Origin of the sequence: Prauserella flavalba (genome assembly GCF_003202235.1) — a bacterium.
Classification (GTDB): Bacteria; Actinomycetota; Actinomycetes; order Mycobacteriales; family Pseudonocardiaceae; genus Prauserella_A; species Prauserella_A flavalba.
Map to the genome: position 1 here is coordinate 317,586 of NZ_MASU01000005.1, position 22,979 is coordinate 340,564.

Genomic DNA, 22,979 nt, shown 5'->3' on the forward strand with positions numbered 1-22,979 from the left:
GACTCGCGGTCCGGAGCGCACGACTCGCGGTCCGGAGCGCACGACTCGCGGTCCGGAGCGCACGACTCGCGGTCGGGAGCGCACGACTCGCGGTCGGGAACGCACGACTCGCGGTCGGGAACGCACGACTCGCGGGGGCGTCAGGTGGGGGCCGGGAGGTCGGGGGTGTCGTCCTGCTTGCGTTTGATGGAGCGGAAGATGTGGGCGCGCAGGTGGGCGAACTCGGGCAGCTCCTTGGTCTCCACCTGGTCCCTCGGCTCCGGCAGGGCGACGGGCAGCACCTCCTGCACGGCCGTCGGCGGCGGGGTCAGCACCACCACGCGGTCGCCGAGGTAGACGGCCTCGTCGATGTCATGGGTGACGAACACGACGGTGACGCCGTAGGCGGTGCGCACGCGCAGCACCAGGTCCTCCAGATCGGCCCTGGTCTGCGCGTCGACGGACGCGAACGGCTCGTCCATCAGCAGGATCTCCGGCTGATAGGCCAGCGCCCGCGCGATCGCGACGCGCTGCTGCATACCGCCCGAGAGCTCCCACGGGTAGTGGTCCATGAACCCGGTGAGCCCCACCGACTCGACGGCGTCCTCGACGAGCCGGTTCCGCTCGTCCCTGCCGAGTGCCTTGTGCCGCAGCGGCAGGGCGATGTTGTCGCGCAGCGACAGCCACGGCATGAGCGAGCGGCTGTACTCCTGGAACACGAAGCCGATCTGCTCCGGCGGCCCGTCCACCACCTGGCCGCGCAGGGCGACCCGCCCCGACGTCGGCGCGAGCAACCCGGCCATGCACCGCAGCAGCGTCGTCTTGCCGCAGCCGGACGGCCCGACCACGCACACGAACTCTCCCTCGGAGACGGAGAAGCTCAGGTCGGCGATCGCGTGCGTCACCCGCCTGCCCTCGCCGTACGTCTTGGAAAGACCGCTCACGTCGAGCATCGCCGGACCCTTTCCTCGCAGTCACCGCAGTGCACTGGCCCTGGCCCCTCGGTGCCACCTGAGCACGCGCCGCTCGACGAGCGCAAGACCCGCGTTGAGCAGGTAGCCGAGCAGGCCGAGCAGCAGGATCCCCGACCACATCTCCGGGATCGCGAACGAACGCTGCGACTCCAGCACGAAGTACCCGATGCCCTCGGTGCTGGCGACCATCTCGCTGATCACCATGAGGATGAGGGCGAGCGACAGGCTCGTGCGCAGGCCCGCGAACACCTGGGGCAGCGCCGAAGGCCACACGATCCGCCGCAGCCGTTCCGGGCCCGTGATGCCGTACACCCTTGCCGTGTCGAGCATCGTCGGGTCGACTCCGCGCACGCCGTCGATGGTGTTGAGCAGCACCGGCCATACGCACACGATCGCGATGACGAAGATCTTCATGGTGTCGCCGACGCCGAGCACGAGCATCCCGAACGGCAGCAGCGCGGGCGGAGGCACGGCCCGGCCGAACTCGATGACCGGGCCCGCGACGCGGCGCGCGGCGGGGGAGAGCCCGAGCGCGGTCCCGAGGGCGGCCCCGGCGAGCACGGCGATACCGAATCCGGCGGCCAGCCGCGCGAGGCTCGGCACCACGTCACTGCCGACGCGCTCGAACACCCAGGTGTCGGCGAACGTCGCCAGGATGTCGGCCAGCGGAGGGAAGTAGAAGCTGTCCGCGCCGGCCGACCACACCCACCACGCGGCGAGCGCGGCGAGCGGGACGGCGATCTCCAGCGCGATCAGCAGCGCCCGGCGGGACCGTCTCATCGCGCGTCCCGCTGGGACGGATGCCAGTGCAGCACGCGGCGCTCGCCCGCGGCGAAGAGGGCGTTGAGCGCCCAGCCGAGCAGGCCGGTGACGATGATGAGCGCGTAGAGCAGGTCCGTGGCCCCGCCGACGCGGGCGGCGTTGATCTCCCTGCCGAGCCCGGGGGAGCCGATCACGAGCTCGGCCGTCACGGCGAGGATGAGCGCCACCGACGACGAGATGCGCAGGCCCGTCGCGACGTAGGGCACCGCGCCCGGCAGCACCACGCGCGTGAGCCGTTCCACGCGGCCGAGCCGGTAGACGCGCGCGGTGTCGAGCGCGACGGGGTCGACGTCCTGCATCCCGTAGAGGGTCTGGATCAGCAGCGGCCAGAACGCGGCGAACGCGGCGAGGAACACCTTGCTCTCCAGGCCCACGCCGTAGACCAGGATCGCGAGCGGGACGAGCGCCACCGACGGGATGGGCCGGAGGAACTCGATGATCACCCGGAACGCCCGGTACCGGACCGCGCTGGTGCCGAGCAGCATCCCGGCAGGCACCGCGAACACCGCCGCGATGCCGAGGCCGAGCGCCCACCCCTGCAGGGTCTGCGCGACGGCCGACCAGAACGACGGCTCGGTGAGCTGACGGCCCAGCTCGGCGAACATCTCGGTCACCGGAGGGAAGTAGCGCCGGGGCAGCAGCCCGGTACGGGAGGCGAGCTCGGCGAGCACGAGCACGGCCGCGACCCCGGACCACGTCTGCGCGACGGCGCGTGCCCGCGGCCGCGCGGTGCGCACCCGCTGCGTCGTCATTGGTTCCCGCCGGGGGACCAGATCAGCTCGTCGAGGTCGGGTGGCTGGTCCAGCAGGCCGTACTTGCGGCTCAGCTCGCCCATCAACTCGATGGAGGGCCGGTTGAGGTCGGTGCCCCACTGCGCGAGCCGGACCTGGCCGATCAGTTCGTCCGGGATCTTGGTGTAGGTGCCCAGCGCCTTGCGCACGGCCTCGGGGTGGCCGCCGGAGTACTCCAGCGACTTGTTCATGGCCCGCGCGAAGCGCTCCGCCACGTCGGTGTTGTCCGCGAGGTACTGCTCGGTGGTGAAGTACGTGGCGACGGTGAGGCTCGGCTGCGTCTCGAACAGCGGGGCGACGATCGGGCGCGCGCCGCTCTGCCTGGCGACCGTGTCGAACGGCTCGACCACGTAGATGGCGTCCACCTCGCCTTGTTCGAGCGCGGCGTTGGCCTCGGGGAAGGGCACCTCGACGAACTTGAGCGTCGAGATGTCCACGCCGTGTTTCTCCAGCGACGCCTTGGCGGTGACCTCGGTGATGTTGCGCAGGGTGTTGAGGCTGATCCGCTTGCCCTCCAGGTCCTTGGGCGTGGTGATGCCGCTGTCGGCGCGGACCCAGATGTGCGACCACGCCTTGTCCGCCGTGGCCGCCTCCTGCACGCCCTGGGTGAGGATGCGCACGGGCAGGCCCCGGCTCGCCGCGATGAGCAGCGACGTGGTGTTGGAGAAGCCGAACTGCAGGTCGCCGCTCTGCACGGCGGGCAGGATCTCGGCTCCGCCCGCGAACTCCTGCGGCTCGACCCGCAGGCCCTCGTCGGCGAAGAAGCCCTGTTCCCTGCCGACGTAGAGCGGGGCGACGTCGGAGATGGGGATGACGCCGACGCGGACGGTGACGGTGCCCTCACTCTGTTGTTCGCCGCCACCTCCGCAGGCGGCGGCGACCGCGAGCGTGGCCAACAGGGCGGCCGCGGCCGGGAGGAACCGTCGGGGCGAGGTGAACCGTGCACGTGCCTGGGTCATGGGGCACTCCCTCGTGCCATGCGTGAACCGGCCAGGGACTGGAGCAGCTCAACATTCTCTCACCCTGATGGGTGATGCGGGAAGATCTTTCCGTGCCGATCACGTCGTATAACGACCTATACGACGGGGCCGTGGTCGCGGGGTCGATTTCCGCCGCGACCTGGGCGAATCAGGGCAGTTCGTCCCTAGTGACGATCAGGCGGGCGCGGCGAGCCTGGACGCGAAGAACGCGAGGTGAGAGATGAACCCCTTGAGCACGCTGAACCCGCTCGACCAGTCAGCGCCGCTGGAGGCGCTCGCCCGCGAGATCCTGCTCCCGCTGCCGATCGTGGTCGGCGTCGACGGCTCGGCCACCGCGCTCACCGCGGTGCGCTGGGCGGCGTTCGAGGCCGCGCGGACCGGCGCCGCGGTGCACCTGACGCACGTGTGCGACCTGCCGCCGCTCGATCCGCGCGTCGCGCCCGCATCCACCGCGGCCTACGCGGCGCCGTGGACGGAGTCGGGGCGGCGCTGGCTGCGCGACGCGGCCGACCTGGCCCGCTGGACCGCACCCGGCCTCGACGTGGACTGGGACGTGCACGTCGGCGCGGCCGCGGACACGCTGGTCGCGCGGTCGGCGCAGGCCGGTCTCGTGGTGCTGGGCTCGCGGGGGCTGGGCGGCGGCCGTGACGGCGCGGGCTCGGTCGCGGCGGCGGTGTCCGCGTCCGCCGCGTGCCCGGTGGTCGTGGTGCGCGAGGGGACGGCGGTGGCCGAGGCGGGGCAGGTCGTGGTGGGCACCGACGGCTCGGCGAGGGCGGGCGACGCGCTGGCGTTCGGCTTCGAGGCCGCCTCCGCACGTGGCGTGCCGCTCGTCGCGGTGCGCGCGTGGCGGGCGCACTGGGCCGGCCTCGCCGGTGCCGATCTCACGCCGGGTGAGCGTGCGGCTGCCAGGGAGCGGGAGGGTCGCGAGCTGAGTGCCGACCTCACCGGCTGGCGGGAGAAGTACCCCCGCGTCCGGGTGGCGGAACTGGTGGTCGAGGCGAGCGGGGCCGCGGAGGCGCTGCTGGCCGCGACCTCGCACGCTCAGCTGCTGGTGGTCGGGTGCGGGTGCGAGGGCGCGCTGGGCTCGGCCGCGCGTGAGCTGGTGCACGAGGCGCGCTGCCCGGTCGCGGTCGTCCGGCCCCGCCGATGACCGAATCCACTGTGGACACTGCTCCAGGCGGGCTGCCATTGGGCCAAAACGGTGACACAGTGTGTAGCTGTCGCCATTCTCACAGCACATTGGTGTGGTCCAGGGAACGATGACGTTGAAACACCAGCCCCGCTCGCGGGGATAATGTCGGTGTCGGATGTTGAACCGGCGACTGACGATGGGGCCGCCGGGCGAAGGGGGTCGGTCGCTGGTGGCGTCATCTGGAAGAACCGCGCGGTTGTGGCGGCGGCTGTTCGTCGGCCGTAACCCCCTGTCGAGGCCGGGAGATCGCCTCGAGGCGCGGTTGCTCGTGAGTTTCCTCCTGCTCGCCCTGTTCGCGATTCCCGTGGTGGCGTCGCTGGGCAGCGAGACCTACGCGAGCAGGCTCGCGGTCGCCGAGCAGGAGGCGGAGTCCAAACACCGGGCCACGGCGGTGCTGCTGGCCGACGCTCCCGTGAGCATGACCACGGGCGAGATGGAGAACGTGCGGGTCCTCGCCCGCTGGGAGCGTCCCGGTGGCGGCGAACAGGTCGGCGAGGTGAGCACCTACCGGGGCACCACGCGCGGCACGGAGATCCCGGTGTGGCTCGACGACGACGGCGAGCTGACGAGCCCGCCGATCACCAGGGCCGGTGCGGCCACGGATGCCGTGAGCGTCGCGATCTCCGCGTGGCTCGGCGTCGTAGCCCTGTGCGGCCTGGTGTTCCTCGCCGTGCGCGGTGTGCTCTCGCGGCTGCGCGCGGCGCAGTGGGCCCGCGAATGGGCGCGCGTCGAGCGCGAGTGGAGCCGCCGCTGACGGACCGGCGGTGGTCGAGACCTTTGCCGCCGGCCGGGTGAACCCGGTCCCACGCTCCCGGAAGACCCGCCGAACGGATCTGACCGCCCGTTCGCTCGTTTTGCTCTAGTGAGCGGACAGCGTCCGGGAGGAGGTGGCCCGTGCCCGGCAAGCCCATCCGCCAGCTGCTCGCCGCGGTCGCCGTCTTCGCCGTCGTGGGCGCCGCCGTCGCGGCGCTGCTGCTGTTCGGCGAGGACGGGCCCACCCGCCCCGGCGCACCCCCTCAGGAGTCGTCCGCGCCGGTCACCACGCCGGCGCCCGCCGACCGCGTCCTGGTCGTGAAGATCGACAACGTCGCCGCGGCCCGCCCGCAGACCGGGCTCTCCGCCGCCGACGTCGTCTACGTCGAACCCGTCGAGGGCGGCCTCACCCGGCTGGCCGCCGTCTACTCGTCGCGGCTGCCCCGGGTCGTGGGTCCCGTGCGCAGCGCGCGGGAGACCGACGTCGAGCTGCTCGCGCAGTACGGGCATCCCACGCTGGCGTTCTCCGGGGCCGCGCCCGAGATCCTGCCGCTGCTGCGCCGCGCCTCGATGACCACGGCCACCGAGCAGCGCGTGCCCGGCGCGTACTTCCGCGACGCCGCCAGGCCCAGGCCCCACAACCTCTTCGCGCGGCCGGGCCTGCTGCCCGCGGGCACCGGACCGGGGCCACGTCACGTCCTCGCCACCGGCGCCGCCCCCGGCGGCGGAACGCCCACCGCGGGCCACACCGTCGGCTTCCCCGCCGCGTCCTACGACTTCCGCTGGTCGCGGCGGGACGCACGCTGGCACGTGTGGCTCGACGGCTCGCCGCTGCTCACGACCGAGGCGGGGCAGGCGGCCACCGCGACCGTGGTGGTGCAGCGGGTCGCGATCCGCCGCGGCGCCCACGTCGAGGACGCCGCCGGGTCGGTGTCGCCGGTCGCGCGGACCGTCGGCACCGGCCCCGTGACGGTGCTGCGCGACGGCAGAGCGTTCGAGGGCACGTGGTCGCGCCGGTCGGCGGGGGAGGGCACCACGTTCACGACGTCCTCCGGCGAGCCGCTGCCGCGCGCGGAAGGCCCCGTGTGGATCCTGCTCGTGCCGCGCTGACCGGCGGGTTCAGCCCCGCTCCTGACGCGGGCGGGCGATCATCACCGGGCATTCGGCGTTGTGGATCAGGGCCTGGCTGGTGGACCCGAGCAGCATGCCGCGGAAACCACCGCGGCCCCTGCTGCCGACCACTACGAGTTGCGCGCGCCTGCTCCACTCCAGCAGCTCGTGCCTCGGCCGGTCCTTCACCAGCACCCGCCGCACGGTCACGTCCGGGTAGTGCTCCCGCCAGCCTGCGAGCCGCTCGGCGAGCCTGCGCTCCTCCGCGTCGCGCATCGGCTCCCAGTCGAACGCCATCCGCGCCTCGCTGAAGACCTCGGTGTCGGCGTCGCTCCACGTGTGCACGGCCACCAGCTCCACGCCACGGAAGCACGCCTCGTCGAAGGCGTGCCCGATGGCCCGCTCGCTCAGCGGGCTGCCGTCGATGCCGACGACCACGGGTCGCTGGTCGTCACTGGCCGGCAGCGGAGGCCCGTCGCCGCGCACCGACACCACCGGGCAGTGCGCGTGGCTCACCAGCGCCAGCGTCGTGGAGCCCACCAGCAGGCCGTAGAGCCCGCCGTGCCCCGACGAGCCGAGCACGGCCATGCGCGCCGACCTCGACGCGTGAATGAGCGCCGGAATGGGCGGGTCGGTCTCGAACAGCGTGTGGACGTCGAGGCCCGGCGCCGTCTCCGCCGCCGTCGCGCGCGCGGTGTGCAGGAACTCCCACCGCTGCCTGCGCAGGTCCTCCCTGAACGCCGCCGGGGGCGGGATGCTCTCGCCCCCGTAGAGGTCGGGGTAGCCCGCGGCGTGCACGAGGTACAGCGGGACACGGTGCCGCGCCGCCGCGTCGGCGGCCCACCGCACGGCCCGCAGGGCCGCCGGGGAGCCGTCGACTCCGGCGACGACGGGGCCGCTGCCCAGCTCGGGGATGCTCATGATCGCTCCTTCCGCGCGTCGGCGTGCTCGGGTCTCGCCTGTGCGGCCGGGGGCACCGGGTCCGGCCCGCCGGAGAGCGTGGCCAGCTCGTCGCGCAGCGCCTCCATCAGCACCGGCAGGTCGGTGACCTGCTCGGGGTCGGTGACCGCCGTGACCGTCAGCCGCCCGCCGTAGGACAGCGCCACGAACGACACCGTCATGTTGCCCTTGACCGTGGAGAGCGGGATGACCTCCCGGATCGGCGCGCCCAGGAACGACAGCCGCGCCGAAGGGCCGCGCAGGTAGGTGATCGAGGTCGAGAGCACGGTCTGGTGGTCCACGAACCACTGCAGCAGCTTGAGCCGCGCCAGCAGCCGGAAGACCGGGCTCACGAGCCCGCCGGAGGCGCCGCGGGCGACGCCGACGCGGTGCCGGGTCAGCCACGCGATCGAGGTGAGCCGCTCCAGCGTGTCCCCGGCCGCGGGCAGCTCGATCGGCACCGAGAACGCGTGGTTGCCCAGGTGCGCGCCCGCATCGCGGCCCCGCGTGGACACCGGCATCGACACGACGAGCCTGTCCACGGTCTCGCCGCGGGCGCGCAGCAGCCGGTGCAGCGCGCCGGTGCCCGCGGCGAGCACGGCGTCGTTGAGCATCCCGCCGTGGGCCCGCGCCGTGGTCCGCACCGCCTTGACGTCGGCCCTGGCCACGGCGAAGCGCCGGTTCGGGCTGGTCGGCCGGTTGAGCGACGAGCGGGGCGCCGACGCGGTCTCCCGCAGCCGCAGCTCCCGCAGGGCGCCCAGCACCCGCCGCGGCACCGTGCGGAGCCCGCGCAGCATCCGCACGCGGTCGCGCGCGACGTCGGTGAGCAGCTGCCGGCGCCCCGGCGGCCGTCGCGGGAACGCCGGATCGTCGGGCACGGGCATGCCGTCTGCCATGCGCGCGAGCGCCGCGAGCCCACCGATGCCGTCGGTGAGCACGTGGTGCATCACGAACACGAGCGCCGCGTCGCCGCCCGCGAGCCCGGTGACGAACGTGACCGACCAGAGCGGCCGGTCGCGGGGCAGCCGCTCGGTGACGGCGTCCGTCGCGACCGCGAGGAGCGCGGTGTCGTCGCCGGGCTCGGGGCAGTGCACGTGCCGCACGTGGTCGTCCACGCAGAACCCGGCGTGGTCGGTCCAGTACGGCCTGCCGAGCCCCGGCGGGGTGTGCACGAGGCGCTGCCGGAAGCGGCGGATGCCGCGCACCCGCTCCGCGATGGTCTTGCGCACGGCGTCGATGTCGAGCGCGGCCCCGCCGTCGAGCACCAGGATCCCGGCGATCTGCATCGGCGGCACGCCCAGGTCGGAGGCCAGTGTCATGAGGTCGCCCGTCCCCATGCGCTCGACGGGGGCCGTGTTCGCAGTCATCGTCGCCCTTCGTGCGTGATCTTGCCGGCACTACTACGCACGGTACGTGTTTCTCGCCCCCGAAGCCCGGTGGCCGCGCGGGGCCGGGACACCGGCCACACCATTGTGGACGGTCATGGGACGGCCGGTAGGGACCTTGTGCCCTGGTCGCCGGTGACGAGTGCCGCTGCCCCGATCGCCGGGGGAAGACCATTCTGGTAGTCAGGACCGCTGCCCGGCAGAAGGAGCGAGCCGATGACGACCGGCCCCCTGCTCACCCGCCCCGCGCTGCACGCGTGGTCGGCCCAGGAGCGCGACGTGCTGGTGCGCGCGGCGATGAACTCCTACCCGTGCGGTGTCGGCCGCCCGTGGTCACTGGAGGTTCGCGGCGATCGGGCCGAGCTCTCCGAACGATTCGGCGCGTCGAGCTGGCATCCGGAGGGGGTGGGCCGCGACCGGGTCATCGCCTGCGGGGCCGCGCTGGCCGGCGTGGTGGTGGCGGCGCGGATGCTCGGCTGGCAGCCCGAGACCGTCCTGCTCGGCGATCCCGCGCGCCCCGCGCTGGTCGCCGGGGTCACGGCACGCGGCAGGCACCGCCCCACCGGCACCGATGCCCGCCGGTTCCGCGCGATCTTCGACCGCACCCGGCACCGGCACCCCGTCGACCCCGCCGACCTGCCCGAGGAGCCGCTCGCCGAGGTGGTGCGGACGGGCACGATGCCGGGCGTGCAGCTGGTGCCGCTGCCCTCGTTCACTCCCGCGCACCGCAAGCAGACCGTCGAGGCCGGGCTCCTCGTGGTCACCACGTCCGACGGGCGCAGGGACCAGGTGCTCGCCGGTGCCGCCATGCAGGAGGCGTCGCTCGCCGCCCGCGCGCTCGGCCTCACCGCGGCCCCCCAGATCAGTCCCTTCCAGTTCCGGGAGTTCCGGCAGCGGCTGGTCCGCTCGTGCGGGCTGGGCGGCAGCCCTCAGCTGCTCCTGCGACTGGGCCGGTGACGATGGTTGAGCAGGCGTGCGGACAGGCATAACGTGAGCGCAGCGCACGACGTCGGCGCGTCGTCAATGGTGGTGTGACTCACGGGGGCCATTGCGCGATCGGAGACCGCATGCCCGCAGACCTGCCGCCGTCCGGGGTACCGGGCGGCCACAAGCTCGAGGCGAGCGCGCTCGCCGGGCTGCGACTGGACGAGCTGCTGCACGAGGTGCAGGAACGGCTCGCGGAGATCGTCAAGACACGGGACCGCCTGCAGGGCCTGCTCGACGCCGTGCTCGCGGTCGCGACGGGGCTGGAGCTGGACTCCACGCTGCAGCGCATCGTGCAGGCCGCCTCGGACCTGGTGAACGCCCAGTACGGCGCGCTCGGCGTGCTCTCGGACGAGGGCGGGCTGTCGGAGTTCGTCCACGTCGGCATCGACGAGGAGACCAGGGCGTCGATGGGGCACCTGCCCGAGGGGCGGGGCCTGCTCGGCGTGCTCATCGAGGACCCGCGCCCGGTGCGCGTCGCGGACCTGTCGAAGCACAGGGCGTCCGTGGGGTTTCCCCGCAACCACCCGCCGATGCACAGCTTCCTCGGCGTGCCCATCCGCGTGCGCGACAAGGTCTTCGGCAACCTCTACCTCACCGAGAAACGGGACGGTGCGGAGTTCACCGCCGACGACGAGGTGGTGCTGCAGGCGCTCGCCGCCGCGGCCGGGGTCGCGGTGGACAACGCCAGGCTGTTCGAGAAGTCGCGGATGCGGGAGCGCTGGCTCGGCGCGGTCGCGGAGATCAACGGCGAGCTGCTCGGGGGAGCGTCCGTCGACGCGACCCTCGCGCTGATCGTGCGCCGCGTCCGTGAGCTGGCCGGTGCCGAGGACGCGCTCCTGCTGCTGCCCGGCGAGGACGCGCTGGACGTCGTGTCGGTCAGCGTGGTGTCCGGGCCAGGAGCCGAGGAGCTCACCGGGCTGACGGTGGACACCCGGGGCGGGTCGGTGCTGGCCGAGATCCTGCGCGGGGGCGACCCGCGCATCCTGCCCGACCTCTCGCACGCCGTGGGCGCGCCGGGGGTCAGTTCCGGCGGGTTCGGGCCCGCCGTGGCCGTGCCGGTGAGCAGCGCGTCGGGCGCGGGCGGGATGCTCGTCGTTGCGCGCCCGAAGGGCTCTGCCGCGTTCGTCGACGAGCAGCTGCCGATGCTGGCGTCGCTGGCCGACCAGGCCGCGGTCGCGCTCGAGTTCGCCGACAAGCAACGCAACCAGCGGCTGCTCGACCTGCTCGCCGACCGTGACCGGATCGCGCAGGACCTGCACGACCACGTGATCCAGCGGCTGTTCGCCACCGGCATGAGCCTGCAGGGCACCCTGCGCAGAATCACCGACGAGCATGCGCGGGGCCGGGTCCAGCACTCGGTCGAGCAGCTCGACCGCACGGTGCGCGAGATCCGGACGTCGATCTTCGATCTGCACACCACGGCCGCCGACAAGCCGGCGAGCCTGCGGCGCAGGCTGCTCGACGTGGCCGCCGACCTCACCACCGACTCGGTGGTGTCGCCGTCGATCCGGATCTCCGGCGCGGTGGACACGTTCGTGCCGCCGAGGGTCGCGGAGCACGCCGAGGCCGTGCTGCGCGAGGGGCTGAGCAACGCCCTGCGGCACTCCGGCGGCGACGAGGTGGCGGTGTCGGTCGAGGCCACCGCCGAGGAGCTGCGCATCGAGGTGACCGACAACGGCGTCGGCATCCCGCCGGGCGTCGCGCGCAGCGGACTGGACAACATCGAGCGCCGGGCCCGGCAGTGCGGGGGGACGACGGCGATCGGTGCCACGCGACACGGCGGCACCAGGGTGCTCTGGCGCGCGCCTCTCGGCACCTGAAGGACTACTCCACCTGCGGTTTGGGGCCCGCCGAGCGGCGCAGCTCCGTCGCCAGCACGGCGGCCTGCGTCCTGCGCTGCATGCCGAGCTTGCCGAGCAGCCGCGACACGTAGTTCTTGACGGTCTTCTCCGCGAGGAACAGCCGCTCGGCGATCTCCCGGTTGGTGAGCCCCTCGCCGATCAGGTCGAACACGGCGCGCTCCTGCTCCGAGAGCGCGGCGACCGGATCGGCGTCGGCACGCTCGCGCCGGATCCGGCTCATGAGCGCCGCGGTGGTGCGGCTGTCCAGCAGCGAGCCGCCCGAACCGACCGTGCGGACCGCCGAGACCAGGTCCGAGCCCAGCACCTGTTTCAGCACGAACCCCGACGCACCCGCCATGATCGCGTTGAAGAGCGCCTCGTCGTCGGCGTAGGACGTGAGCATCAGGCAGCGCAGGCCGGAGACCCGCGAGAGCAGCTCGCGGCACAGCTCCACGCCGTTGCCGTCGGGCAGCCGCACGTCCAGGACCGCGACGGTGGCCCCAGAGGAGGGAATCCGTGTCAGCGCCTCGCTCACCGAGGCCGCCTCGCCCACGATCTCCATGTCCGGCTCGTCGCCGAGCAGGTCCGCGAGACCCCGGCGGACGATCTCGTGGTCGTCCACGAGGAAGACTCGGATCGACATCTCAGTCACGATAGCCCGGATCGCGGCCACGTTCACCCCGTCGCCGCGCGGCCGAGAGGCCGGAAGACCCTAGTGGAAGGGACTTCCGGAGGATGATGACGGGGCGTGATTGCGCGATCGTCTGAGTATGGAGAGCGTGGCGGCCGAGTGGTCGGCGGGTGAGATCGACGTCCTCGCCAGGGCGGTCGTCAACGCGCCCTCGGTGCACAACATGCAGCCCTGGTCGCTGGAGCTGCCCGACGGTGAGGCACTGCTGTCCGAGCGCACGGACCTCGTGCTGCCGTACCACGACCCGGCGGGCCGGGACCTGGCCGTCTCGTGCGGCGCCGCGGCCGCCAACCTCGAACTCGGCATGCGGGTACTCGGGAGGGAGACCCTGCTGACGCTGCTGCCCGACCCGCTGCGGCCAGAGCTGGTCGCCCGCGTCACCGCGAGCGACGTGCGCCTGCCGAGCGCGCTGGACCTGCACCGGTACTCGGCGATCGCGCGCAGGCACAGCTACCGGCACGCGTTCACCGGCCAGTGCGTGTCGGACTACGACCTCACCGACCTCGTCACCGCGTCGCACGCCGCAGGCGTCACGGCGCGGCCGTTGCGCGGCGCCGCCGAGCTGACCGCGCTCGCCGACGTGCTGGAGTACGCCGGGGCCGCGCTACGGCAGGACGACGGCTACCAGCGGGAGCTCACGCTGTGGACGGCCCGCGGCGGCGCGCGGCCCGGTGACGGCCTCACGCTCGCGGCGGCGGCGTCGACACTGCCGTGGGCGGGGCTCGTGCGGCGGGGCACGGCGCTGCCCGACCGGGAGACGCTCGCGGCGAGGCTGGGCCGGGAGACCGTGCTCGTCTTCCTGACCGCGGACGACACGCGGCTCGACCACGTCCGCACGGGCGTCGCGATGGAGCAGACCTGGCTTGCCGCCGTGGACATGGGGCTCGCCGCCGCCGTCCAGACGCAGCCGCTGCACGTGGCCGAGGCGCGTTCGGCGCTGATCGACGACCTCGGCCTGCCCGGGTACCCGCAGCTGTTCATGCGCGTCGGCCACCCTGCTGTCGCCGTGCCGTGCAGCCCCCGCCGTGCCATCGGGGACCTCCTCGAACGCGACCCGCTGTGAACGGAGCCCCCACCGCCCCGTGATCTTCCCCCAAGGCCACCTTTGTTGCGTTGATCGAGCATTGTGGCGCGCAGCGTCTCCGTTTGGGTGGTGGCGGGAGACGGGTGGGAGCAACAAAGGTGGCCTTGGGGGGCGGTCAGCGGCCGAAGTGCTGGCGGCGGCGGGTGGCGAAGACGGCGGCCTCGGTGCGGCGTTCGAAGCCGAGCTTGTGCAGCAGCGACGACACGTAGTTCTTGACGGTCTTCTCCGCGAGCACGAGCTGCTCGGCGATCTGCCGGTTGGTGAGCCCCTTTGCGACCAGGTCGAGCACCCTCCGCTCCTGCGGGCTCAGCGCCGCGTAGCGCGGATCCGGTTCGCGTTCGCCCCGCAGCCTGGTCAGCACCGACTCGGTCAGGTGCGCGTCGAGGAGTGTGCCGCCCTCGGCGACCGTGCGCACCGCCGACACCACCGACGCGCCCGACACCTGCTTGAGGAGGTAGCCCGCCGCACCGGCCATCACCGCGCCGAAGAGGGCGTCGTCGTCGGAGAACGACGTCAGCATCAGGCACGCGGGCGGGTGCTCGATCGACGCCCGGATGTCGCGGCACACCGTGACGCCCTCGCCGTCGGGCAGCCGGACGTCGAGGATCGCGACGTCCGGCAGCACCAGCGGGATGCGCGCGAGCGCCTCCGCCGCCGTGCCCGCCTCACCGGTCACCCGGATGTCGCCCTCGGCCTCCAGCACCGTGCGCAGGCCCGCGCGCACCACCTCGTGGTCGTCGAGCAGGAACACCGAGATCGTCATGACTCACTCTCCTGACCGCGGCAGGCGGGCCGTCCATTCCAGCTTCGTACCCCGGCCGGGCGCCGGGCACACCGACGACGTTCCGCCCCAGCGGGCCGCGCGCCCGGCGAGTGCCCGCAGTCCCTCGCGCGGCGGGAGATCCTCCGGCACGCCGGTGCCGTCGTCGGTGACGGTGAGCGTCACGGTGTGGCCGGAGCGGTCCACCGACACCTCCACGGCGACGGAGGTCGCCCGCGCGTGCCGGGCCGCGTTGCCGAGCGCCTCGCGCAGCGCCGCGAGCAGGTCGGGCCGCACGGCCTCGGGTACCGCCGTGTCGAGCGGGCCCTCGAAACCGATCCTTGGCTCGAAGCCCAATGCGGGGGCGTGGTCGAGCGCCACCCGCAGCAGCTCCGAGCGCAGGCCGCCCGGCGCCTCCGCCGGCTCCTGCAGGGAGAAGATGCTGTTGCGGATGTCGCGGATCGTCCGGTCGAGATCGGTGACGAAGCCGCTGACCTGCTCGGACGTCCTCGGGTCCGTGGTCAGCCTGCCGAGCGCCTCCAGCCCGAGCCCGATCGCGAACAGCCGCTGGATCACCAGGTCGTGCAGGTCGTGGGCGATGCGCTCCCGATCCTCGAACACGGCGAGCCGCTGCCGGTCCTCGCCCGCCCTGGCGAACTCGAGCGCCAGCGCGGCCTGGCCCGCGAAGTTCTGCACGAGCCGCACGTCCTCGTCGGAGAACGGCGCCTTGTCGTCGACCTTGGCGACGAGCAGCACGCCGAGCGTCGCGGAGCCCACCGTGAGCGGGACGGCCACGGCCGAGTCGAGGGCGGCCACCGGGGGCGGCAGGGTCACGCCCGCCGCGTCGTGCTGGTAGTCGGCCGCCCTGCGGCCGTAGTCACGCACCACCACCGGCTTGCCCGTGCTGAACGCCTCGCCGGTCGCGGTGCCGTGCGTCGAGACGGCCAGGCCGGTCACCCGCTCGGCCGTCGCGTCGTTGGTCTCCACGACGTCGAACACGAGCCGGTCCTCGTCGCCGGGGCGGGGGCGGGCGACCGCCCCGACCGAGGCCCCGGACACCTCGCGCGCGCGTTCGGCGATGAGGTGCAGGGCCGCCGCCGGGTCCTCGCCGCCGAGCAGCGCGGTCGTCACCTCGTGGGAGGCCTCCAGCCAGCGTGAGCGCAGCGTGGTGCGCTCGAGCCGCGCGGCGTGACGGAGTGCCGTGCCCGCGGCGGCGGCGAGCGCGCCGACGGCGTCCTCGTCGTCCCGGCCGAAGCGTCCCGCGTGCTCATCGCCGAGGCACACGTACCCGTACTCGGTGCCCCGCGCCCGCACCGGGACGACGAGCAGGGAGCGCAGCGCCGCCAGCGCGGGGTGCCGGCGCAGGTCGGCCGGCCGCCACGGGCCCGGCCGTTCGTCGAGCAGGCCGGCGAGGCCGTGGCGCAGCGGGTCGTCGTCGCCGTCGGTGACGAGCCCGGGCAGCCCGTGCCCGGCGCCGTTCGCGACGAACGCGCCGTGGCGGGCGCCGGTCAGTTCGGCGGCCGAGCGCACGAGCCCGCGGAGGACCTCGGGCGCGTCGAGGTCGCCGCCGACGGTCGTGACCGCGGCGAGCAGGCGGCGGACGCTGGCTTCGCTCACGACCCCCCCAACTCGGCCGGCGCGGGTGCTCGCCCGAGTCTAGGCGTGCCCACGCCTGCCGGGAACCGCGAGAAACGCCGGTCAGCCCAGCCTGCGTCCCGAGATGACTTCGACGGGGATGCGCAGGTGCCGGTCGTCGGGGCCGGGCCGCCAGGTCAGCTCCGGCAGCCCGGCGGCCAGGTGCTGGTCGCGCAGCTCGCCCGCCCTGCCGAGCACCGTGACGAACCAGCCGCTGCCGAGGTCGGGGGAAAAGACCTCGGCCTCGAAGGCGACCACGTTGTCGTTCGCCGCGGCGAACAGGGCGCTGCCACCGGGCGCGCCGCACAGCACCGCCTCCCCGCGCACGACGAACCGCACGGGTTGCACGGCGGGCAGCCCCCGGTGGGTGAACACCACGCGCCCGAGATCGACCGCGCCGAGCAACGCGATGCACTCGTCGCGATGGAGCACCTCGAGACCGAACGAGTCCAGCATCACGCACAGCCCCTGTGGTCGAAGATCACGACTCACGGTGCGGCGCGCGGGCCCGCTCCGGTAGGGCCGTTGGACCCGCCGGTTTTGTCAGCCGCGCGCGACGGCGGGCGGGAGGGCGAAGTGGACGGTCTCCCTGGTGATCTCGCGTTCGGTGACGGTCACCGGCCCGAGCCCGCCGAGCGCCGCGATCACGGCCGAGACCAGCCGCGGCGGTGCCGAGGCGCCCGCCGTCAGCCCCACCACACGCGCGCCGGCCAGCCAGCCCGCCTCGATGTCGCCCGCGTCGTCGATCAGGTGCGCCTCGGTGCCGGCCCGGCGCGCCAGCTCCACCAGGCGCGCCGAGTTGGAGGAGTTGCCCGAGCCGACCACCAGCACCAGGTCGGACTCCTCGGCGATGGCGGACAGGGCGTGCTGGCGGTTGGTGGTGGCGTAGCAGATGTCGTCGGACACCGGGCCCCGCAGCGCGGGGAACCGCTCCCGCAGCGCGTCGACGACCTCGGCCGTCTCGTCGACGGCGAGCGTCGTCTGCGTCAGGTACGACACGCGCTCGGGGTCCTCCACCTCCAGGCCGGCGACCTCGTCGGCGTTCTGGACCAGCACGGTGCTGGCGGGTGCCTCGCCGAGCGTGCCCTCCACCTCCTCGTGCCCCTCGTGCCCGATGAGCACCACCGTGTCGCCCCTGGCGGCGAAGCGGCGGGCCTCCGCGTGCACCTTCGTCACGAGCGGGCACGTCGCGTCGATGACGTCGAGCCCCTTCCTGGCGGCCTCGGCGTGCACGGCGGGGGAGACGCCGTGGGCGGAGAACACCACGGTCGCGCCGCCCGGCACCTCGTCGAGTTCGTCGACGAACACCGCGCCCCGCTCCTCGAGCCCGCGCACGACGTGGCTGTTGTGCACGATCTGCTTGCGCACGTACACCGGCGCGCCGCGCTGGTCGAGCACCTTCTCGACGATCTCGATCGCCCGCTCCACCCCGGCGCAGAACGAGCGCGGCGCGGCCAGCAGCACCGTGCGCGGCCCGGCGGCGGACAGGCACGACGCCATCGCCGAGCCCGCGGCCGTGACGACGTCCGGTGGCACGCCGTCCTCCTGGCCCGCCGCGGCGAGGCCCAACCCCGAGGGACCGTCCCGGCCCGGCAGGACGGCGCACAGGGTGAGCCCGTTGTCGCCGCGGCCGGGTGCGCTGTCGGCCCAGAGCCTGTCCCGCACGGGCGGCACGCCCCTGCGGCGGAGCTCGCCCGCGAGCAGGACGGCGGCGGGGCAGGGGATCGGCGGGGCTCCCGGGGTCAGCAGCTCGTCGGCGACGAGCACCCCGTCGGCGCCGGGGCCTCCCGGCCGGTTCGCGGCCATGATGCTCTGCGCTGCGGTGAACGGCATGGCGTCGTGCTCCTTGCTGTGGTTCGCGGTCGGTGCGCCCGGCGGTCGGTGCGGGCTCAGTGGTCACGGCGGGTCACGAGCCGGGCGAGCGCGCCGAGCTCGGCCGTGGCCCTCGGCACGACCCCCGCGGAGGTCAGGTCTCGCCAGGCCTGCTCCAGCAGTGCGTCGGCGCGGGCCTGGGTCCAGCCCCGCCCGCCCGCGGCGGCGATCAGTTCGGCCGCGCGGGCGAGGTCGTCGCCCTCGAGCGGGTCCTCTCGCAGGTAGAGGCGGGCCAGCTCCCGCCCCGCCGGGGTGCCGGAGGTGAGCGCGGCCACCACCGGCAGCGACTTCTTGTGGTTGCGCAGGTCCGAGAAGGCGGGCTTGCCGGTGACCGACTCCGTGCCCCAGATCCCCAGCAGGTCGTCGACGAGCTGGAAGGCGAGGCCCAGCCGCTCGCCGAAGCGGCGCAGCAGCAGCACCTGCTCGGGGCCCGCGCCGCCGGCGAGCGCGCCGAGCGCGCACGCGCAGCCCAGCAGCGCGGCCGTCTTGCGCTCGGCCATGCGGACGCACTCGGGCAGCGTGACGTCCGCGCGCCGCTCGAACTCCAGGTCCGCGTGCTGGCCGTCCATCAGGTCCTGCACCGCGGTGTGCAGTGTCCGCACCGCGGTGGCGCCCGCGCCGCCCTCGGTGAGCGCGTCGAAGGCCAGCGCCAGCAGCGAGTTGCCGGCCAGGATCGCCGGGCCGGCCCCGAAGAGGCTCCACGCGGTCGCCCGGTGCCTGCGGGTGACGTCGCCGTCCATCACGTCGTCGTGCAGCAGCGAGAAGTTGTGCACCAGCTCCACGGCCACCGCGCCCGGCACGGCGCGGCCTGCCCTTCCGCCGACGGCCTCGGCGGCGAGCAGCACCAGCGCCGGGCACAGCGTTTTGCCTCCCGAGCCGCCGGTGTCGCGGCCGTGCTCGTCCCACCAGCCGAGGTGGTAGCCGCCGATGTGACGCATCGGTTCCGGCAGGCCGCCGAGCACGGTGCGCAGGGCTGGGTCCACGATGGACTTCGCGTGACCGAGAACCTCGGTCGCCGAGCGGGTTCCCGGCGCCGATTCCGTTGTGGACATGTTCGTTCACCGTCCGATCTCGACGTTCTCCAGGACGCCGAGCGCGTCGGGGACGAGGATCGCCGCCGAGTAGTACGCGCTGACGAGGTAGGAGAGGATCGCCCGGTCGTCGATGCCCATGAACCGCACCGAGAGCCCTGGCCGGTACTCGTCGGGGATGCCCGTCTGGTGCAGTCCCACCACGCCCTGTTCGTCGGCGCCGGTGCGCATGACGATGATGGAGCTGGTGCCCGTGCGGGAGATGGGGATCTTGTCGCACGGCAGGATCGGCACGCCCCGCCACGCGATCGCCGGGGCAGACTCCACGTGCACGGTCTGCGGGTAGACGCCGAGGCGGGTGCACTCCCGGCCGAACGCCGCGATCGTGCGAGGATGGGCGAGGAAGAACTCCGACTTGCGGCGCCTGCTGAGCAGCTCGTCCAGGTCGTCCGGGGTGGGTGGGCCGGTGCGGGTGTAGATGCGCTGGCGCAGGTCGGCATTGTGCAGCAGCCCGAAGTCCGGGTTGTTGACCAGGTCGTTCTCCTGCCGCTCGCGCAGCGCCTCGATGGTGAGCCGCAGCTGCTGCTCCAGCTGGTTCATCGGCTGGTTGTAGAGGTCGGTGACGCGGCTGTGCACGCGCAGCACGGTCTGTGCCACGGCGAGTTCGTACTCGCGCGGCGTGGTCTCGTAGTCGGCGAACGTACCGGGCACCACGGATTCACCGGTGTGCCCCGAGGCCAGCTCGATGGCCGCCTCGCCCTGCTTGTTGTGCGCGGGCCGCACCTCGGAGCGCACCGCGTCGAGATGGGCGCGCAGCGCCCCGGCGCCGTCCGCGATCTCCTCGACGGCCCGCCTCGGCAGGGCCAGCACCGTGCACGGGGTGACCGCCTTGACCGTGAAGTCCCAGATCCCGCCGGATTCCAGCAGCGCCCGCTCGCCGACGAACCGGCCGTCGCCCAGCACGTCGAGCACGGTGTCGCCGCCGTACTCGCCCGTGCCGATCTTGTTCGCCTTGCCGTGGGCGAGCACGACGACCTCGTCGGCCGCGTGCCCGAACTCGGCGAGTACGTCGCCGGGCTCGTACTCGCGCTGCTCGAACCGGCCGGCCAGCGCGGCGAGCACGCCCTCGTCGGCGAAGCCGCGCAACGGTGGCAGCTCCCGCAGCTCGGCCGCGATCACCGACACCTCGGTGCCGGTGTTGACGCACGTGACCCGCCCGTCGCCGAGCGCGTAGGTGAGCCGCCGGTTGACCCGGTAAGCGCCGCCGGAGGCCTCGACCCACGGCAGCACGCGCAGCAGCCAGCGGGGCGAGACGCCCTGCATCTGGGGGACGGTCTTGGTGGTGGTGGCGAGGTTGCGCGCGGCGTCGGGGGCGAGGCTCTGCCTCGGGGTGGTCTCGACGGCCTCTTCGGTGACGGTCACCGGAAAACCTCCTGGGGTCGGTGTGGTCAGCTCTCCCTGCCGAGCTCGGCGTCGTCGAGCACGCCGAGCGCGTCGGGCACGAGCACGGCCGCCGAGTAGTAGGCGGTGACGAGGTAGGACGTGATGGCCTTGTCGTTGATGCCCATGAACCGCACGGAGAGCCCGGGCTGGTACTCGTCGGGGATGCCGGTCTGGTGCAGGCCGACGACGCCCTGCCGCTCCTCGCCGGTGCGCATGAGCATGATCGAGCTGGTGCGCGTGCGGCTCACCGGGATCTTGTTGCACGGGAAGATCGGCACGCCCCGCCACGCGGGCACGCTGTGCCCCCCGACGTCCACACTGGACGGATAGATGCCCCGGCGGCTGCACTCCCTGCCGAACGCGGCGATCGCGCGCGGATGCGCGAGGAAGAACGAGGGCTCCTTCCACACCAGCGCGAGCAGGTCGTCGAGGTCGTCGGGCGTCGGCGGCCCGTTGCGGGTCGGCTTGCGCATGCCGAGGTCGGCGTTGTGCAGCAGCCCGAAGCCCGGGTTGTTGACCAGCTCGTTCTCCTGCCGCTCGCGCAGCGCCTCGATGGTGAGCCGCAGCTGCTGCTCCAGCTGGCTCATCGGCTGGTTGTAGAGGTCGGAGACGCGGGTGTGCATCCGCAGCACGGTCTGTGCCACGCTCAGCTCGTACTCGCGTGGGTGCAGCTGGTAGTCCACGAACGTGCCGGTGAGCGGCACCTCGCCCTCGTGGCCGGAGGTGACCTCCACCGCCGCCTCGCCGTGGTCGTTGGCCGCCGCCCTGGGGCTGCTGCGCACCTGGTCCACGTGAGCGCGCAGCTCCGGCGAGCGCTCGAGGACCTCCTCGAACGCCCGGTGCGGCAGCACGAGCGCCGTGCACGTGGTCACCGCCTTGGCGGTGTACTCCCACAGCGCGTCCGGCTCGGCCAGGCTCTCGTCGCCGAAGTACTCGCCGCCGGCGAGCACGTCGAGCACCACGTGGTCGCCGTACTCGCCGGGACCGATCTTGTTCACCTTGCCGTGGGCGATCAGCACCACCTCGTCCGCGCGGTCGCCGAACTCGGCGAGCACATCTCCCGGCTGGTACTCGCGCTGTTCGAACCGCTCGGCGAGCGCGTCGAGCACCCCGGTGTCGGGGAACTCGCGCAGGATGGCGAACTCCCGCAGCTCGGGCGGGACCACGCGCAGGTCGGTGTCCGAGCCGGTGAAGGTCACCCGCTTGTTGCCGACCACGCACGTGAGCCGCCGGTTGACGCGGTAGGTGCCGCCGGAGGCCTGGACCCACGGCAGGAGGCGGATCAGCCAGCGCGAGGAGATGCTCTGCATCTGCGGCTGGGTCTTGGTCGTGGTCGCCAGGTTCCTCGCCGCCGCCGTGCCGAGACTCAGCGGGCTCTCCTGCTCGGTGCCTGTCCCGGGGTCTGTCACCGTCACAATTCACACCACCATTTCTGTGCGCTTTTCGAAAAAGGCTGCGGCAAGGACAGGTCCGCAACCGGCGTGAATATCAGGGCCGAATGCCGATGGAATGGACACTAGCAGCGTGCGGCGACGAACGTACAGTCGCCCGAAGGTGCCGTTGCCCGTCGCCACGAATGAATCAGTTCCAATGCCGCGCAATTCTCACTCGATTCGCAGGCTTGCGGTAATGGTCAGGGTAGAGCCGCCGGCGGAGGTGCGGCGTGTCGTGCTCCCTGGATGCCGGGGCGCTCCGCCGGCCGGTGGGGGAGGGGTGGACGCTGGGTAGTTCCGTTGCTCCGAAAGGGTTTCAGGGTGCCGCTGTCACCCCGGGTGAGCGCGGCCGCCGGTGTGCCCCGTTCGGAACGGATGCCGGCGGACGCGTCGCCGATTCGGCGGCAGTGCTCCATCACCTTACGAGTAATTTCCGCTTCTTCTTGTGTCCGCCGTCCTCCGTTATTAGCCTGCTGGTATCGCTTTCCGCTGCGGAAGGAAATCCCCGTTGAATGTCTATGTGACCGGTCTGCTGTGGGTTGCCGGAGCCGTGGCACTGGGCGCGGGAATCGCTTTTCTGGTGCGCCGTATCGGGCTCGACGAGGGACGTCCGGACAACAACGAGGCGGCCGGGCAGGTGTTCACGATCGTGGGCGGGCTGCAGGCGGTGCTGGTGTCCTTCGTGCTCATCTCGCTGTTCGACGGCGTCACGCAGGCCGGTGAGGACGCGAGCGGCGAGGCCCACAGCCTCGTCGCGATGGCGTGGGCCGCCGACGCGCTGCCGGAGCCCGCCCGCTCGGAGGTGCTGCGGCTCAGCCGGGAGTACGCGGACACGGTGATCGATCGGGAATGGCCGCAGCTGCAGGCGGAACAGGAGGTGACCGGTCCGGGATGGACACAGCTCGACCGGATGCGCGTCGCGATCGCCGACGCCCGCATCGACACCGGCGACGAGTGGGAGTCCGGGCGCAAGGCCGAGGCGCAGACCCAGCTGGTGACGCTCTACGAGCAACGGGAGGCGAGGGTCGCCGAGTCCGCCGACCGTGGGCTCGGACCCGTCGTGTGGTTCGTGCTCGCGCTCGGCGGCTTCATCACCGTGGTGCTGTCCAACCTGTTCGGCGGAACCCGGTTGTGGACCCACATGATCCTCGTGACCACGCTCGCCGGCATGATCATGCTGCTGTTGTTCGCGATCTACCAGCTGCAGAACCCGTTCGGCGACGACGCGAAGCTCGGGCCGGACGCATTCGAGCTCGCGCGCGAGCGGCTGGGCTGAC

The 22,979-nt window shown here is 73.1% G+C and carries 21 protein-coding genes; 7 read left to right on the plus strand and 14 right to left on the minus strand.

All coding sequences use genetic code 11. The annotated features are described in order from the left end of the window. Positions 1–140 precede the first annotated feature (140 nt). The 4 genes from BA062_RS08815 to BA062_RS08830 are packed head-to-tail and all read right to left on the minus strand — an operon-like array spanning position 141 to position 3,525. The gene (locus BA062_RS08815; protein WP_110335572.1) at positions 141–932 is read right to left on the minus strand and encodes an ABC transporter ATP-binding protein; all 792 of its coding nucleotides are present in this window, start codon (positions 930–932) and stop codon (positions 141–143) included. Positions 933–953: 21 nt separating this feature from the next. Next, positions 954–1,733, minus strand: a complete 780-nt coding sequence (locus BA062_RS08820) for an ABC transporter permease (RefSeq protein ID WP_110335573.1) — start codon at positions 1,731–1,733, stop codon at positions 954–956. Then, entirely contained in the window at positions 1,730–2,527 is a 798-nt protein-coding gene (locus tag BA062_RS08825; RefSeq protein WP_110335574.1) for an ABC transporter permease, read from the minus strand. The genes BA062_RS08820 and BA062_RS08825 overlap by 4 nt, the downstream gene beginning before the upstream one ends. Further along, positions 2,524–3,525, minus strand: coding sequence for an ABC transporter substrate-binding protein (locus BA062_RS08830; RefSeq protein WP_110335575.1), 1,002 nt, complete (start codon positions 3,523–3,525; stop codon positions 2,524–2,526). The genes BA062_RS08825 and BA062_RS08830 overlap by 4 nt, the downstream gene beginning before the upstream one ends. A gap of 241 nt (positions 3,526–3,766) precedes the next feature. Here BA062_RS08830 and BA062_RS08835 point away from each other — a divergent pair, with 241 nt between their 5' ends. From BA062_RS08835 to BA062_RS08845, 3 genes are all read left to right on the plus strand, one after another. Then, a complete protein-coding gene (locus BA062_RS08835; RefSeq protein ID WP_110335576.1) occupies positions 3,767–4,696 on the plus strand; it encodes a universal stress protein in 930 nt (309 codons plus the stop codon). A 178-nt stretch (positions 4,697–4,874) separates the two neighbouring features. After that, the gene (locus tag BA062_RS08840) at positions 4,875–5,492 is read left to right on the plus strand and encodes an Rv1733c family protein (protein WP_425452907.1); all 618 of its coding nucleotides are present in this window, start codon (positions 4,875–4,877) and stop codon (positions 5,490–5,492) included. A 140-nt stretch (positions 5,493–5,632) separates the two neighbouring features. Beyond that, a complete protein-coding gene (locus BA062_RS08845; protein WP_110335578.1) occupies positions 5,633–6,601 on the plus strand; it encodes a DUF3048 domain-containing protein in 969 nt (322 codons plus the stop codon). A 9-nt stretch (positions 6,602–6,610) separates the two neighbouring features. Here BA062_RS08845 and BA062_RS08850 read toward each other — a convergent pair whose 3' ends face one another. Further along, positions 6,611–7,522: a universal stress protein gene (locus BA062_RS08850; protein WP_110335579.1), complete on the minus strand. Its 912-nt coding sequence runs from the start codon at positions 7,520–7,522 to the stop codon at positions 6,611–6,613. Further along, on the minus strand, positions 7,519–8,907 hold the full coding sequence (locus BA062_RS08855; protein WP_110335580.1) for a wax ester/triacylglycerol synthase domain-containing protein: 1,389 nt from the start codon (positions 8,905–8,907) through the stop codon (positions 7,519–7,521). Before BA062_RS08855 ends, BA062_RS08850 begins: the two co-directional genes overlap by 4 nt. Positions 8,908–9,141: 234 nt before the next feature. Here BA062_RS08855 and BA062_RS39765 point away from each other — a divergent pair, with 234 nt between their 5' ends. Together BA062_RS39765 and BA062_RS08865 are read left to right on the plus strand one after the other, a co-directional pair. Further along, positions 9,142–9,882 carry a hypothetical protein gene (locus BA062_RS39765; protein WP_168213908.1) on the plus strand — a complete coding sequence of 247 codons (741 nt, stop codon included), beginning with the start codon at positions 9,142–9,144 and terminating at the stop codon, positions 9,880–9,882. A 110-nt stretch (positions 9,883–9,992) separates the two neighbouring features. Next, positions 9,993–11,732 (plus strand): GAF domain-containing sensor histidine kinase, encoded by a 1,740-nt coding sequence (locus BA062_RS08865; RefSeq protein ID WP_110335582.1) that lies wholly within the window; start codon positions 9,993–9,995, stop codon positions 11,730–11,732. A gap of 4 nt (positions 11,733–11,736) precedes the next feature. Here the strand turns inward: BA062_RS08865 and BA062_RS08870 are convergent, their stop codons facing one another. After that, a complete protein-coding gene (locus BA062_RS08870) occupies positions 11,737–12,396 on the minus strand; it encodes a response regulator (RefSeq protein WP_110335583.1) in 660 nt (219 codons plus the stop codon). Between the two features lie 127 nt (positions 12,397–12,523). On the opposite strand from BA062_RS08870, the gene BA062_RS08875 reads away from it, so the two are divergent. After that, a complete protein-coding gene (locus BA062_RS08875; RefSeq protein WP_110335584.1) occupies positions 12,524–13,507 on the plus strand; it encodes an Acg family FMN-binding oxidoreductase in 984 nt (327 codons plus the stop codon). 136 nt (positions 13,508–13,643) lie between these two features. Here the strand turns inward: BA062_RS08875 and BA062_RS08880 are convergent, their stop codons facing one another. The 7 genes from BA062_RS08880 to BA062_RS08910 all read right to left on the minus strand — a co-directional run bounded on the left by BA062_RS08880 (position 13,644) and on the right by BA062_RS08910 (position 21,684). Then, positions 13,644–14,291, minus strand: a complete 648-nt coding sequence (locus BA062_RS08880) for a response regulator (RefSeq protein ID WP_110335585.1) — start codon at positions 14,289–14,291, stop codon at positions 13,644–13,646. Positions 14,292–14,294: 3 nt separating this feature from the next. Further along, a complete protein-coding gene (locus BA062_RS08885; protein WP_110335586.1) occupies positions 14,295–15,905 on the minus strand; it encodes a sensor histidine kinase in 1,611 nt (536 codons plus the stop codon). A gap of 81 nt (positions 15,906–15,986) precedes the next feature. Continuing rightward, positions 15,987–16,379 carry a pyridoxamine 5'-phosphate oxidase family protein gene (locus BA062_RS08890; RefSeq protein ID WP_110335587.1) on the minus strand — a complete coding sequence of 131 codons (393 nt, stop codon included), beginning with the start codon at positions 16,377–16,379 and terminating at the stop codon, positions 15,987–15,989. A gap of 87 nt (positions 16,380–16,466) precedes the next feature. Beyond that, positions 16,467–17,756, minus strand: coding sequence for a 4-hydroxy-3-methylbut-2-enyl diphosphate reductase (locus BA062_RS08895; RefSeq protein WP_110335588.1), 1,290 nt, complete (start codon positions 17,754–17,756; stop codon positions 16,467–16,469). 56 nt (positions 17,757–17,812) lie between these two features. Further along, on the minus strand, positions 17,813–18,847 hold the full coding sequence (locus tag BA062_RS08900) for a family 2 encapsulin nanocompartment cargo protein polyprenyl transferase (protein WP_110335589.1): 1,035 nt from the start codon (positions 18,845–18,847) through the stop codon (positions 17,813–17,815). 6 nt (positions 18,848–18,853) lie between these two features. Further along, positions 18,854–20,248, minus strand: coding sequence for a family 2B encapsulin nanocompartment shell protein (locus BA062_RS08905; protein ID WP_245959738.1), 1,395 nt, complete (start codon positions 20,246–20,248; stop codon positions 18,854–18,856). A 26-nt stretch (positions 20,249–20,274) separates the two neighbouring features. Continuing rightward, positions 20,275–21,684 (minus strand): family 2B encapsulin nanocompartment shell protein, encoded by a 1,410-nt coding sequence (locus tag BA062_RS08910; RefSeq protein ID WP_110335590.1) that lies wholly within the window; start codon positions 21,682–21,684, stop codon positions 20,275–20,277. A 526-nt stretch (positions 21,685–22,210) separates the two neighbouring features. Here BA062_RS08910 and BA062_RS08915 point away from each other — a divergent pair. After that, positions 22,211–22,978, plus strand: coding sequence for a bestrophin-like domain (locus BA062_RS08915; protein WP_110335591.1), 768 nt, complete (start codon positions 22,211–22,213; stop codon positions 22,976–22,978). Position 22,979: the final 1 nt, after the last annotated feature.

Coding starts and splice junctions, on each gene's coding strand:
- BA062_RS08815 (WP_110335572.1), bottom strand. CDS start 932: ATGCTCGACGTGAGCGGTCTTTCCAAGACGTACGGCGAGGGCAGGCGG.
- BA062_RS08820 (WP_110335573.1), bottom strand. CDS start 1,733: ATGAGACGGTCCCGCCGGGCGCTGCTGATCGCGCTGGAGATCGCCGTC.
- BA062_RS08825 (WP_110335574.1), bottom strand. CDS start 2,527: ATGACGACGCAGCGGGTGCGCACCGCGCGGCCGCGGGCACGCGCCGTC.
- BA062_RS08830 (WP_110335575.1), bottom strand. CDS start 3,525: ATGACCCAGGCACGTGCACGGTTCACCTCGCCCCGACGGTTCCTCCCG.
- BA062_RS08835 (WP_110335576.1), top strand. CDS start 3,767: ATGAACCCCTTGAGCACGCTGAACCCGCTCGACCAGTCAGCGCCGCTG.
- BA062_RS08840 (WP_425452907.1), top strand. CDS start 4,875: ATGGGGCCGCCGGGCGAAGGGGGTCGGTCGCTGGTGGCGTCATCTGGA.
- BA062_RS08850 (WP_110335579.1), bottom strand. CDS start 7,522: ATGAGCATCCCCGAGCTGGGCAGCGGCCCCGTCGTCGCCGGAGTCGAC.
- BA062_RS08855 (WP_110335580.1), bottom strand. CDS start 8,907: ATGACTGCGAACACGGCCCCCGTCGAGCGCATGGGGACGGGCGACCTC.
- BA062_RS39765 (WP_168213908.1), top strand. CDS start 9,142: ATGACGACCGGCCCCCTGCTCACCCGCCCCGCGCTGCACGCGTGGTCG.
- BA062_RS08865 (WP_110335582.1), top strand. CDS start 9,993: ATGCCCGCAGACCTGCCGCCGTCCGGGGTACCGGGCGGCCACAAGCTC.
- BA062_RS08870 (WP_110335583.1), bottom strand. CDS start 12,396: ATGTCGATCCGAGTCTTCCTCGTGGACGACCACGAGATCGTCCGCCGG.
- BA062_RS08875 (WP_110335584.1), top strand. CDS start 12,524: ATGGAGAGCGTGGCGGCCGAGTGGTCGGCGGGTGAGATCGACGTCCTC.
- BA062_RS08880 (WP_110335585.1), bottom strand. CDS start 14,291: ATGACGATCTCGGTGTTCCTGCTCGACGACCACGAGGTGGTGCGCGCG.
- BA062_RS08890 (WP_110335587.1), bottom strand. CDS start 16,379: ATGCTGGACTCGTTCGGTCTCGAGGTGCTCCATCGCGACGAGTGCATC.
- BA062_RS08895 (WP_110335588.1), bottom strand. CDS start 17,756: ATGCCGTTCACCGCAGCGCAGAGCATCATGGCCGCGAACCGGCCGGGA.
- BA062_RS08900 (WP_110335589.1), bottom strand. CDS start 18,847: ATGTCCACAACGGAATCGGCGCCGGGAACCCGCTCGGCGACCGAGGTT.